Source organism: Actinoplanes sp. GCM10030250 (genome assembly GCF_042666575.1).
Lineage (GTDB): Bacteria > Actinomycetota > Actinomycetes > Mycobacteriales > Micromonosporaceae > Actinoplanes.
Window position 1 is genome coordinate 36,507 of the sequence record NZ_JBHTDO010000042.1, and the last position, 12,908, is coordinate 49,414.

General features: G+C 71.3%; 9 protein-coding genes. 4 read left to right on the top strand and 5 right to left on the bottom strand.

What is annotated here, in order from left to right:
• Positions 1-101: 101 nt before the first annotated feature.
• Positions 102-1,358: an erythromycin esterase family protein gene (locus tag ACFQV6_RS37280; RefSeq protein ID WP_378032404.1), complete on the bottom strand. Its 1,257-nt coding sequence runs from the start codon at positions 1,356-1,358 to the stop codon at positions 102-104.
• 90 nt (positions 1,359-1,448) lie between these two features.
• Between ACFQV6_RS37280 and ACFQV6_RS37285 the strand changes: the two genes are divergently transcribed.
• Together ACFQV6_RS37285 and ACFQV6_RS37290 are read left to right on the top strand one after the other, a co-directional pair.
• The gene (locus tag ACFQV6_RS37285; protein ID WP_378032405.1) at positions 1,449-2,666 is read left to right on the top strand and encodes a dienelactone hydrolase family protein; all 1,218 of its coding nucleotides are present in this window, start codon (positions 1,449-1,451) and stop codon (positions 2,664-2,666) included.
• A 43-nt stretch (positions 2,667-2,709) separates the two neighbouring features.
• Positions 2,710-3,201, top strand: a complete 492-nt coding sequence (locus ACFQV6_RS37290; protein WP_378032406.1) for a hypothetical protein — start codon at positions 2,710-2,712, stop codon at positions 3,199-3,201.
• A gap of 674 nt (positions 3,202-3,875) precedes the next feature.
• Here the strand turns inward: ACFQV6_RS37290 and ACFQV6_RS37295 are convergent.
• Together ACFQV6_RS37295 and ACFQV6_RS37300 are read right to left on the bottom strand one after the other, a co-directional pair.
• Entirely contained in the window at positions 3,876-5,762 is a 1,887-nt protein-coding gene (locus ACFQV6_RS37295) for a SpoIIE family protein phosphatase (RefSeq protein WP_378032407.1), read from the bottom strand.
• A gap of 200 nt (positions 5,763-5,962) precedes the next feature.
• Positions 5,963-6,277: a type II toxin-antitoxin system PemK/MazF family toxin gene (locus ACFQV6_RS37300; RefSeq protein WP_378032408.1), complete on the bottom strand. Its 315-nt coding sequence runs from the start codon at positions 6,275-6,277 to the stop codon at positions 5,963-5,965.
• A 259-nt stretch (positions 6,278-6,536) separates the two neighbouring features.
• Between ACFQV6_RS37300 and gndA the strand changes: the two genes are divergently transcribed.
• Together gndA and ACFQV6_RS37310 are read left to right on the top strand one after the other, a co-directional pair.
• On the top strand, positions 6,537-7,979 hold the full coding sequence (gene gndA / locus ACFQV6_RS37305; RefSeq protein ID WP_378032409.1) for an NADP-dependent phosphogluconate dehydrogenase: 1,443 nt from the start codon (positions 6,537-6,539) through the stop codon (positions 7,977-7,979).
• Positions 7,980-8,136: 157 nt separating this feature from the next.
• Positions 8,137-8,844 carry an alpha/beta hydrolase gene (locus ACFQV6_RS37310; RefSeq protein ID WP_378032410.1) on the top strand — a complete coding sequence of 236 codons (708 nt, stop codon included), beginning with the start codon at positions 8,137-8,139 and terminating at the stop codon, positions 8,842-8,844.
• A 32-nt stretch (positions 8,845-8,876) separates the two neighbouring features.
• On the opposite strand, the gene ACFQV6_RS37315 is transcribed toward ACFQV6_RS37310, so the two are convergent.
• The gene (locus ACFQV6_RS37315; RefSeq protein ID WP_378032411.1) at positions 8,877-10,322 is read right to left on the bottom strand and encodes an MFS transporter; all 1,446 of its coding nucleotides are present in this window, start codon (positions 10,320-10,322) and stop codon (positions 8,877-8,879) included.
• Positions 10,323-10,365: 43 nt separating this feature from the next.
• The gene (locus ACFQV6_RS37320) at positions 10,366-12,666 is read right to left on the bottom strand and encodes a putative bifunctional diguanylate cyclase/phosphodiesterase (RefSeq protein WP_378032412.1); all 2,301 of its coding nucleotides are present in this window, start codon (positions 12,664-12,666) and stop codon (positions 10,366-10,368) included.
• Positions 12,667-12,908: the final 242 nt, after the last annotated feature.

Here is a 12,908-nt window from a genome sequence, read left to right on the forward strand (position 1 = left end):
CCGTATCCAGGTACACAGATGCGTGGCCACGAATCCGATGTGTACTCACCGTTTGCGGCAAAAAGAAGATCCATTTAAGCGACCCTTCAAGTGGACCCTTTTCAGACTCCACTCGGGAACGTCTCGGGTTCCCTGGTATCCACCCGCAGGGTGTGCAGCGGGCGCACCGCGTGGCTCTCGTCGAACCAGAGGAACGCGTCGTAACGCTGCCCGATGATCGACGGGACGTAGTTGGACCACCGCTCCCGCTCCGGCCGGTAGACCACCCCGATGGCACGGTGCGGCAACACGGTGGTGAGCAGATCGGGCCCGTCCGCGCCGGCCGGGAACACCAGCAGCCCGCACGGCGGCGCGGTCAGGTGCAGGATCTCCTCCAGCGAGCCGGCCCGGGCGGGCGGCACCGGCATCGACTCCATGTGCGCGCCCCACGCCGAGCCGGCGACCACGGAGCCGCGATAGGTCCCGAAGCCGACGATCAGCACCTCGTCGTCGCCGGGGCGCTCCCGGGCCAGCTGCCCCAGGGTCACCTCTCCGTAGTCGGCCTGGTCGGTGGCGCGGCCGTCGCCGACGTGCGTGTTGTGCGCCCAGACGACGGCTTTGGAGTCCGGGCCGTACCGGTCGAGCAGCCGGGCGAGGGTGCGGTCCATGTGCCGGTCGCGGATGTTCCAGGCCTCCGGGCCGCCGCGCACCATCGTCCGGTAGTAGCCCTCGGCGCCGGCCACCACCTCGGCGTTCTGCCACACCCCGAAGTCGCGGTCCCGCACGGCGGCCAGCATCGCGGTCACGCTGTCCTCGCAGGCCGCCGGGACGAACTGGGTGGCCCAGCCGTAGGCGTTCGGATCCTCCGCGTACGGCTCGAAGCACCGGTACGCCTCGAGCGCCGCCGGCACCAGGTCCGGATCGTGCTCGCGCAGCCAGGTGAGGATCGAGCGCATCGACTCCCACAGCGAGTAGACGTCGAGCCCGTGGAAGCCGGCCCGGTCGCCGGCGGGCCGGGCCGCGTTCCAGCCGTGCAGCCAGCGGGTGAAGTCGACAGTCTCCTCGTTCGCCCACATCCAGGTGGGCCACCTGTCGTAGCGCACCAGGGCCTGGCGCGGGTCGGTGCCGTCGCGGACCGCCCGGTCGACCCGCTCGCAGTCGGGCCAGTCACCCTCCACCGCGACGAAGGAGAAGCCCCGCTCGGCGATCAGCCGCCGGGTGAGCGCGGCCCGCCACTCGTAGAACTCGTGCGTGCCGTGGGTGGCCTCGCCGATCAGGACGACCCGTGCGCCGGCCGCCCGGTCGAGCAGGATCTCCAGGTCGCCGGGGTCACGCAGCGGCCGGGCGATGGAGGCGACCTCGTCCCCGTACCGGATCATGCCCTGCTGATACCCGGTGGGATTTGCCCCATACGTCAGACTTTGAGGTCCTGTTAGCCTTCATCGAACCGCATCGATGAAAGGATCACCGTGAAGCGCCGTGTCCTCATCACCGCTCCGGTCGTGGCGGCCCTCGCCCCCGGCCACCTCCCGGCCGCAGCCTCCCCGCCGGCCGCAGTCTCCCCGCCGGGCGCAGCCTCCCCGCCGGCCGCGGTTGCCCCGCCGGCCGCCCCGCCGGTCTTCGAGTCCCCCTCGGTCACCGCCGCCAACCTGCCGGTCTTCGCCGAGCGGCTCAAGGCCGAACTCGACTTCCCGCTCGCCTGGCCCGGCCACGGCAGCTTCGGCGGGTGGAAGCGCCGGGCCCGCGCCAAGGTCCTCGAGTCGCTGCTCCAGCCCGCCGACCGCACCCCGTTCGACGTCCAGGTGATCGACGAGCAGCCCGGCCCCGGCTACCGGCGGCAGCAGCTGCTCTTCAACGTCACCCGGCACAGCCGGGTCCGCGCCACCATGCTGGTACCCGACGGCCCCGGCCCGTTCCCGGCCGCACTGCTGCTGCACGACCACGGCGCCAAGTACGACATCGGCAAGGAGAAGCTGATCGAACCGTGGTACGACGAGACCCGCCGCGCGTCGGCCGCCGCCTGGTCCGAGCGGTACTTCAGCGGACGCTTCCCCGGCCACGAACTCGCCACCCGCGGTTATGCCGTGCTGGCCGTCGACGCTCTCGGCTGGGGTGATCGCGGCGGCCTCACCTATGAGGGGCAGCAGGCCCTGGCGAGCAACATGTTCAACCTCGGCTCGTCCCTGGCCGGCCTGATGGCCCTCGAGGACGTCCGCGCCGCCGCGATGCTCGCCGCCCGCCCCGAGGTCGACCGCCGCCGCGTCGCCGCCGTCGGGTTCTCCATGGGCGGATACCGCGCCTGGCAGGTCGCCGCTCTCTCCGACCACATCGCGGCAACCGTCTCGGTCTGCTGGATGACCGGCCTGCGCGAGATGATGGTCCCCGGCAACAACACGCTGCGCGGCCAGTCAGCGTTCTACATGGTGCATCCGGGCCTGTTCCGGCACCTCGACATCCCCGACATCGCGTCGATCGCCGCACCGCGCCCGATGATGGTCATCAACGGCGAGACCGACCCGCTCTTCACCCCCGCCGGAGCCGGCGCCGCGCACACCCGCATGCGCGCCGTCTGGGACTCCCAGCGCGCCGGCCACCGCCTCTCCACCCGCATCTGGCCCGGCCTCGGCCACGTCTTCCTCGCCGAGCAGCAGGACGCCGCCTTCACCTGGCTGGACCACTGGCTCTGATCCGGGTGGCCGGCGCGTCCCGCATCGGCTACCGTCCTCCCCCGTGATGCGAATTCGCACGATTTCCACCGCCCTGCTCGCCCTCCCCCTCCTCACCCTGACCGCCTGCGGCGACAACTCCACCCCCTCAGCCGCCCCGGCGACCACCGCCCCCGCAGCTCCGGCCCCCACCGAGGCCGCCCCCGTGGCTCCCGCCGATTCCGCCGCCGCGCCCGTCGCCGGCACCGACGCGGAACTCTGCCGCACCATCACCTCCGCCAAGACCATCCTGATCACCACCCTCTCCACCGGCGTCGACGCCAACGGCAAGGTCCCGCCGGAGCTCTCCAAGCGCGCGATGAACACCCTCTCCGAGTCCCTGAACGCCGCCGCCGGGAACGCCCAGGACACCGAACTCGGCACCGCCATCACCAACCTCGCCAAGGCCTCCGCCGACGCCGCCAACTCCGCCGACCCCTTCGCCGCCAGCAGCGAACCCGCCTTCACCAAAGCCGGCCAACAACTGGACACCGCCTGCGCCAAAGCCGGTTCTTGACGCGTCTCCGCATCCTTTTCCGCGCGCCCCCTTTCCGCGCGCCGGCCCTTGGCTCTTCTCTCGCGTGCAGATGACAATCAGGATCAAGACCGCTTTTTCGTACGGCCGACGGCTCCTGAAACCCAGCTACGCGTCCCGCCGTCACACGCGACCTGAGCGCCGACTCCAGACCGCCCGGCGCCCGCCGGGCTGACCTGCCCACTCCAGGCCGAACGTCCCCTGATTCCGTCACGCCCCCACCCAGCACGCGAAGTCAGGCCCTCCCTCCCCACTCCCGAAGAACCCGCCCTCCCTCTCACCAACCGGCTGGCGCTCAGCCACGTAATGGACGCGTCAATACGTGTCTCAGCGCCAGCCGAGCCCCTCCAGCCGGCATCCACGCACGTAATGGACACATCAATACCCGTCTGACCGCCAGCCGAGAGGGCGAGCCGCGGGACGCGGAACGGGCCGCGGAGCAGGCGGTGGGGCTCGGAGCGGGCGGCGGCGGGCCATGCGGACGCCGGCCACGCGGACGCCGGCCACGCGGGACGCCGGCCACGCGGGACGCCGGCCACGCGGGACGCCGGCCACGCGGGACGCCGAGGGCGGGAAGCCAGGACGGCGGGCGCGCGAGACGCCGAGCGCGGGAAGCCGGGCGGGCGGAAAGGCAGGTGGGCGGGAAGGCAGGTGGGTTAGAGGCAGGCGGCGGCTGTGGGGGTGGGGCGGAGGTCGGGGGGCAGGGTGAGGTTGTCGAGGGGGCGGGCCGCCAGGATGCACGTGTCGTCGTCCGGGTTGGAGCGGCGCAGGCGGCCCAGCAGCTCGGCGAGCGGCTGCTGGGGTGCGACCCGGACCGCGTCGTCGACGGTGGCGATCACCGCGTCGAGGCCGGCGTCGAGGCTGCGGCGACGGTGTTCCACGAGCCCGTCGGTGTAGAGCAGGAGGACGTCCCCGCCGTGGAAGGTGGTCACCGCGTCCGCGTAGGTGGCTTCGTCCACCACCCCGAGCATCGGGCCGGGCGGCCGGGGCAGCGCCGCCGTACGCCCGCCCCGGCTGAGCAGCGGCGGCGGATGCCCCGCCTGCGCCCACACCAGTTCCCGCCGCCGCGGGTCGAAGCGGGCGATCACCGCCGTGGCAGCCAGCTCCAGGCTGTCGTGGGCCAGCTCGCACGTCAGCCGGTTCAGATGTTCCAGCAGCGTGCTCGGGTCGCTGGTCAGCGTGGTCAGCGCTCGCAGCGCGTGCCGCAACTGGGCCATCGTGGTCGCCGCCTGCGTACCGTGTCCCGCCACGTCACCGACCGCCAGCAGGACCGACCCGTCGCGCAGGGCCGCCGCGTGGTACCAGTCGCCGCCGACAAGCGCGTCGTCGCCCGCCGGCAGGTAGCGGACCGCGGCTTTCAGGCCGGGCAGCACGATCGGCTCGTCCGGTATCGGCAGGATGATCCGCTGCAAGCGGGCGGCCAGATCGTGCTCCGCGGCCAGCGTGCGGCTCTGCTCGTCGAGCTGGTGCTCGACCTCGGCGAGGCGTTCCGCGCCGGCCTGGTGCTCGGTGACGTCCTGCACGATCCCGTAGATCCGCAGTGGCCGCCCGCCGCCGTCGCGGACCGCGTCGGCGACCGTCCGCAGATGCTTGATCCGCCCGCCGATCCAGACCCGGGTGACGATGTCGACCCGCTCGGCCCGGCGGAAGGCCTCCAGGGCGGCAGCCCGCAGCGGCTTGTCGTCGGCGACAGCCATCTCCTCGGATTCCTCCTGGGGCACGGGGCCGAGCGCCGGATCCCGTTCATAGATCCGGTACAGCTGCGGCGACCAGTAGATCTCCCCGCTGACCAGGTCCCATTCCCCCCAGCCGAGCTTGCCCAGCTCCTCCATGCCGTCGAGCCGGTCAAGACCGCGGGAGGGGTCGTCACGCCGTTCCCAGGTGAACAGCAGCCCCGGCCCCAGTGGACGGGCCCGGATCACCCACTGACTCTCCCCGTACCGCACCGGCTCGAGGTCGGCCGGTTCACCGGTGTCCAGCACCTGCTGGTAGACCTCCCAGCGCGCCTCGCTCAGCACCTCGGGGTAGTGCCGGCTCACCGGCATCCCGATCAGCTGGGTGCCGCGGGTGCCGTCCGGTGTCACCGCCTCGGGGCTGGCGGCCGCCCAGACCAGGTCGGTCATCCGGCCGGTCGCGTCGCGTACCGGGGTGAGGTAGCCGGCCATCACCGGCATCGCGTCGAGGACACCCTGGACGGTCGCCAGCCACGGGGTGAACCGGCGGCCGGACGTCTCGGCGCGGGTGAGGGCCGGCGCCGGGCTGACCACTGCCGGTGAGGACAGCGCGGCGGCGACCATCTGCGGCAGCGTCTCGGGTGGACCGTCGGCGCGGTCCAGGAGCCGCAGCACGCGGCCGGCCACATCGGTCACGTCGCAGTGCTGTTCGATGCCCATCCGCAGCAGGTGCTGGTGCGCCTCGGCGAGCCGGCAGTTGGCCCGCCCGGCCAGGAGCCCGACGGCACGGTCCACGGTGGTACGCGCGGCGTCCGGCGTGTCCTCCGGACGTAAGCTGCTCAGCGCCTGCGCGTACGCCTGACCTGCCACGAGCGACCTCCCCAGACATCGAGGGTTCCTGCTTACGCCACCCGCACCCCGGCCCGACATCCCCCGTTCATCCGGCCGGCGCCCGGCCTGCGGTGTTCCGGCGCGCGGGTCACCCGGTCAGGGGTCAGGCTTTCGGGGACCCGGTGCCCGGCCCGCGAGTATCCGGGCGGCAGCGGTGCCCCTCTCGTACAAGAAAGGGGTCAAAGCTCGAAGAGATCGCGGACCGCTTCGGTGAGACGCGCCATGCTCGCCCCGGTCACCATGCCGATGCGCTCGGCGCCGGTCGACGCCGGCAGGCGGCGCATCCGGTTGACGACGACCACACCGGTGATCGGGTCCTGCTCGGTGAGGGCGACCGCGTAGGGAGGCAGCTCGGTGACGCCGCGCTGGCGCACGATGGGCGCGCAGATCGGTGAGGCGTTGCCGCGCTCGTTGTAGCTGTCGGCGGAGAGGACCAGAACACGGTACCGGAGGTCGGCACGGTCACCGATGGTCCAGATCTCGCCACGTCGCATGATCAGCACGATCCGGAAGGTGAGGTGGTCCCGGTCGGCATGGCGAAAAGCCTACCGCCGCGCTGATCTCCGCTGTGGCCGCCCCGCCCGGGCGCCCGAACGGACCGTATGCGAAGACCTGTGCCGATGCCCCCTCGGCGCGTGGCACGCTGAGCACGACGGTGTTCACCACGTGGACGTGATCGAACTCCGCGGGCGCGCTTCCCGTAAGAATGACCGCGGGGCCCGTAACGGGTCGGTAACTAGGAAGGACGTACGAATGTCGCAGAAGGCGCAGATCGGTGTCACCGGCCTGGCAGTGATGGGCCGCAACCTGGCCCGTAACTTCGCCCGGCACGGGCACACCGTGGCGTTGCACAACCGGTCCTACGGCCGCACCAAGGAGCTCGTCGAGGAGTTCGGCCACGAGGGCACGTTCCTGCCCGCCGAGACCGCGGAACAGTTCGTGGCCAGCCTGGAGCGCCCGCGCCGTGTCGTCATCATGGTCAAGGCCGGTCCGGCCACCGACGCCGTGATCAACGAGTTCGCCCCGCTGCTCGAAGAGGGCGACATGCTGATCGACGCGGGCAACGCGCACTTCGCGGACACCCGCCGGCGCGAGGCCGCCCTCAAGGCGAAGGGCCTGCACTTCGTCGGCGCCGGCGTCTCCGGCGGTGAGGAGGGCGCCCTGCACGGCCCGAGCATCATGCCCGGCGGCCCGAAGGAGTCCTACGAGGCGCTCGGCCCGCTGCTGGAGGACATCGCCGCGAAGGTCGACGGCGAGCCCTGCTGCGTGCACGTCGGCCCCGACGGCGCCGGTCACTTCGTGAAGATGGTGCACAACGGCATCGAGTACGCCGACATGCAGCTGATCGCCGAGGCGTACGACCTGTTGCGCCAGGTCGGCGGGCACTCCCCCGCCGAGATCGCCGACATCTTCAAGGGCTGGAACGAGGGCCGCCTCGGCTCGTACCTGATCGAGATCACCGCCGAGGTGCTCAAGCAGGTCGACGCGTCGAGCGGCAACCCGTTCGTCGACGTGGTGCTCGACCAGGCCGAGCAGAAGGGCACCGGCCGCTGGACCGTACAGGCGGCCCTCGACCTGGGCGTCCCGGTCTCCGGCATCGCCGAGTCGGTCTTCGCCCGCGCCCTCTCCGGCGGCGCCGACGTCCGCAAGGCCGCCGCCGACGCCGGCCTGCCCGGCCCGGCGGCCTCCGCGTCCGGCCACACCGGCGGCGACCTGCGCGCCGACGTCGAGCAGGCGCTGTTCGCCTCCAAGATCGTGGCCTACGCGCAGGGCTTCCAGCAGATCCAGGCCGCCAGCAAGGAGTACGACTGGGACATCGACCCCGGCGCGATGGCCAAGATCTGGCGGGCCGGCTGCATCATCCGGGCCAAGTTCCTCGACTTCATCAAGCAGGCCTACGACAAGCAGCCCACCCTGCCGACCCTGCTCGTCGACCAGTACTTCCTGGACGCTGTCAGCGGCGCCCAGGACGCCTGGCGCCGGGTCGTCGTCACCGCCACTCAGCAGGGCATCCCCGCGCCCGGCTTCACCTCGGCACTGGCCTACTACGACGGTCTGCGCGCGAAGCGCCTGCCGGCCGCCCTGATCCAGGGCCAGCGCGACTTCTTCGGCGCGCACACCTATCACCGGGTGGACAAGGAAGGCTCGTTCCACACCCTGTGGGCCGCCGAGGGCCGTCCCGAGGTGGATGCCTGACCTTCGCCTGGGATCCGGGCCGTCTGCCGTGTTGCGGTGGGCGGCCCGGTCGCTTTTCCTTCCCGCGATCTTGTGAACTTACGGCGCCCCGGTGCCGCTCAACTCCACAACATCGCGGACCAGCCGGTGATCGATCGGTCACGATAGGGTGCCTGGCATGGAGTTCTTGAAGCCGATAGTCCTGCCTGTCCGGATCCGCCCCGCCGAGCGAACCGGCATCGTCGACTTCTACCTGCCCTTTACCACCGGCGCGCCACGGCCCGCGATCCTCTTCATGCACGGCGGCCCGCTGCCCCCGGGAATGGAGCCGCTGCCGCGCGAGTGGCCCCATTTCCAGGGCTACGCGTCACTGGCCGCCGACCGGGGCGCCGTCGGCGGCGTGGTCGAACACCGGCTCTACGGCCCCGACTCCTACCCGACGGCCGCCGGAGACGTCGCCGCCGCGGTCAACGCGCTGCGCGACGACCCGCGGGTGGACAGCGACCGGGTGGCGCTCTGGTTCTTCTCCGGCAGTGCCCGCCTGGCCGCCGACTACCTGCGCGAGCCGCCGGAGTGGCTGCGGGCGGTCGCCATGACGTACCCGATGGTCACCCCCTTCCCCGGCTGGCCCGACGACCCCCGCTTCCGCCCGGCGGACGCCGTCCTGTCGGCGGGTGACCTGCCGATCGTGCTCACCCGGGTCGGCCAGGAGAACCCGCTGATCGCGGAGGGCGTCGCGAGCTTCGTGTCCACCGCCGAGAAGGCCAACCTGGAGATCATCGACGTACCCGAGGGCGGACACGGCTTCGACAACCAGCTCGACACCGACGAGTCCCGGGCAGCGATCCTGCGAGCCTTCGACCTGGTCACTGCCGCTCTGACCTGACCCTCGCGGCCCCCGCCCGCCGCGCCGAAGCGCTACAAACGTCCCGCCTGGGCCGATCCGTCAACCGCCGGCTCGCCGGAAGCCGCCGCTTCCTCGGACGGCACCGGCTCGTCCGGCGGCACCGCTTCGCCGGACGGCACCGGTTCCCCCGGCGGGGCCGGCTTCTCGGCCAGGCGTTTGCTGAGCCGGTGGTAGGGCGCGCTGACCAGGGCCAGCGACGTGGCGATGATCCCGATGATGCCCGTCAGCACGAAGACCAGACCGAGCCCCCGGTCCGGCCCGGTGCCGAACCACGGCCCCAAAATGCGGGCGCCCGCACCGTCGGTCATGAACGGGATGAAGACGAACTGGGCGATCGGCGAGATCAGGAAAGCGGTCAGCGGCGACGCGGCCTGTTCGGCGCTCTGTGCCAGGCCGAACACGCGGCCCTGGCGCTCGTACGGCACGACCCGCTGCATGATGGTCTGCTCGGTGGCCTCGGCGTAGGGCACCAGCACCATGTAGATGAACATGCCGACCGCGAACGGGATGATCGACGCCCACAGCGGGAAGATCACGATGACCGCCCACAGCACGATGTTGATCAGCAGGAGCAGCCGGACGGGGCGTTTGCCCAGGCCGGTGCGGGACACGGCCAGCCCGCCGATGATGAAGCCGGTGCTGACCACGCCCCAGAGCAGTCCCCACGCCTGCACCGACACCAGCGACAGGCCGTAGGCGTCGGCGAGGGCCATGAACACGCCGCCGAGGAAGTTGTTGAACGTGCTGAACAGGATCAGCGCGGTCAGCCCGGGAACACCCGCGATGATCCGCAGGGTGCCGCGCAGGTCGACGCCGCCCTTGCCCGCACCGTCCTCGGTGTGCACGACCGCCCGTTCGGGGATCGTCACGAAGCTCAGGTGCACCACCGAGATTGCCAGCACCGCGACGGCCAGGACCAGCACCGAGCGCATCCCGTCGAAGGCCACCAGCACACCGCTGATCACCGAGGTGACCAGGAACGTCGCGCCGGAGACCGTGCCGACCAGGCCGTTCGCCCGGTCCCGGGTGTCCTCCTCGATCAGCAGGGTGACCAGGGTGGGCAGTGCGATGGTGCGGATGTTGCCGGCGATCACGCCGAACATCAGCAGCAGGATGAACGCCCACAGCACGGCGCTCGCCGGTTCGTGGAACTCCTCGTCCGGGGTGATCAGGAACAGGGCGAACGCGGCCGCGTACAGGATCAGCGAAGCGACCGCGGAGCCCTGCAGGGCGGTCTTCTTGCGGTGCCCGTCGACCAGGCTGCCGAACCAGATGCCGGTGAGCGCGGTCAGCACCAGGAAGATGCCGGAGATCACGCCGGTGGCGAACACCGACCGGGTCTGCAGATAGACCCAGAACGTGACGGCGAACCACACGGTGAAGTTGATGACCGACACCAGCAGGGTGTTGGCGAGAAGCTGGTAGAAGGTTCTGACGTTTCCCCGGACCACGGACATGACCAAGACCGTACGACCTCAACCGGTCTTGAGGTCCACCGATTTACGCGGCGCGGACCGGGTCGGCGGCCATCAGCGCACCGCAGGCGTCGGCGGGCAGCGGTTTGGCCATGAAGAAGCCCTGCCCGTACCGGTAGCCCATGTGCCGCAGGCGCTCCAGCTGGTCCAGGCTCTCGATGCCCTCCGCAACCGCCTTGAGCTGCAGGTGCTCGGCCAGCTGCGCGACGGCGGCGGCCACCGCGAGACGGCCGCGGTCGGCACCGTCGGCGACACCGTCGACGAACGACTTGTCGAGCTTCAGAACGTCCACGGGGAAGGCCCGCAGCAGGCTGAGCGACGACTGGCCGGTGCCGAAGTCGTCCAGGGCCAGCTGGATACCCATGTCGTGCAGCGCCTGGAGGGTGTCGCGGACCTGCCAGCCGTCGACCACCGACGACTCGGTGACCTCCAGGATCAGGTTCCGCGAGGTGAGGCCGGTGTCGCTGAGCACGGCCGCGACCTGGTCGACGAAGCCGGTCTCCCGCAGCTGCCGGACGGCCACGTTGACGTTCACCGCCTCGATCGCGTTGGGGAACTCCCGCTGCCAGCGAGCGAGCTGCTCACAGGCCTCCCGCAGCACCCACGCGCCGAGCGGCACGATCAGGCCGGAGCGCTCGGCGACCGGGATGAACTCGCCCGGCGAGACGAACCCGCGGGTCGGGTGCTGCCACCGGACGAGCGCCTCGGCACCGTGCAGCCGGCCGGTGACCAGGTCGAAAACCGGTTGGTAGAGCAGCCGCAACTCACCGCGGATGATGCCGTTCTGCAGTTCGCTGGCGAGTCGCGCGTGGTTCACCATGTCCTGCCGCATGCGCGGCTCGAACCGTACCCAAGAAGCCTTTCCTGATTCTTTCGCCGCATACATCGCGATGTCGGCGTTGCGCAGCACCTCGTCGGCGCTCTCGCCGGTCCCGGCCAGGGCGATGCCGGCGCTGGCGTGCACCAGCAGGGTCTGGTCGGCGACCCGGAAGGGGTCGGACAGGGCGAGCAGCACGCGGGCGACGGCAGCCTCGGCAGCCTCCGGCTCGTCGACCGGAAGCAGTACGGCGAACTCGTCCCCACCGAGCCGGGCCGGGAGTTCGTCGATCTCGCAGCGCTGCCGCAGCCGCTGGGCGACCTGGAAGAGGAGCTGGTCACCGGCGGCCGGGCCGAGCGTGTCGTTGATCATCTTGAAGTCGTCGATGTCGATCAGCATCGCGCTGGCCGGCAGGTGCGCGGCGATCCGCTCGGCCAGCACCGAGGAGAACCGGGCCCGGTTCGGCAGGCCGGTCAGCGTGTCGCTCAGCGCCAGCCGCTCCAGTTCGGCCTGCTGGAGGCGGATACCGCTGAGGGCGACGCTGTTCTCCCGGAGGCTGAGCAGCTGCCGGGCCACGACGAACCCGGCGATCAGCACCGCACCGATGATCACGGTGCGCTGCTTGTCGGTCATCTCCTGGGCGCTGACCGTGACCACCAGGCCGGCGGTCGCGGTGACAGCGACGAACGGCAGCAGGTTGAACAGCGACCGGTGGGTGAGCGCGGCCTGCGACGCGTGCTCCTCGGCCGTCAGCGCCCGCAACTGCAGGTACGCCCCGATGGTGAACGACAGCCCGACAAGCGGCATGGCGAGCACCGACAGCGCCAGCCGGCTCCAGTCGTTGCCGGCGATCAGCAGGACGTTGCCGACGATCGCGGTGAGCGGGGCGATGGTGAGCACCCGCAGCGCGGCCGGGTGGACCATCGACTCCGGCCGGGCGGCAGCCTTGCCGATCGCCACGAGCAGCAGGGTTCCGCCGACTCCCACGATGGCGGCCGCGGTCCGGGACGTCATCGAGGTGTCCGAGGGGGCCAGGTCGAGCACCGCGTACCAGAAGATCAGCCCGCTGGCGACGGCCACCGTCGCACCGTCCAGCCCGGCCCGGACCCAGGCGATCACCGTGCGCTTCGGGCCGGGCAGGCAGAGGAACGCCACCATCAGCATGATCACGCCGCCCAGGAACGGCACCGCGACCCACGGTGACAGCCCGGTGTTGTTGTTCGCCCGCACCACCGAGATCACCGATCCGACGAGCAGGCAGACACCGGCGTGCTCGAGGCGGCGCCAGAACGCGCGGATCGTCCGGGACAGCTGAACCTTACGGGCGATCCGCTGACACGCGAACACCCCGGCAGCGATCGCGACCGGCCCGCTCGCATACCCCAGGTAGAGCACCGACGGATCGACCACCAGCCACACCAGCACCGCAACGGTGACCGCTACAGCCACCGCGGCAGGCATGAGCCCGCCGGCACGATGCCGGTCACCGGCGGTCTCGGGTGCTCTCATCGGGTTCGATCGGCTCCTCGCCTGGCGGGATCAGTTGCCTTGCGGCATACCAGTCGGCGAAACCGGCCCGAACCTGAGATAAACCCAACTCAGCGCTCCCTCTCGGCGCCCAGCGCTCCCCCTCAGCCTCCGAGCGCTGCCGTGACCACCGCGCGGGCCTCCTCCTCGGCGCCCAGCGCTCCCCCTCAGCCTCCGAGCGCTGCCGTGACCACCGCGCGGGCCTCCTCCTCGGCGCCCAGCGC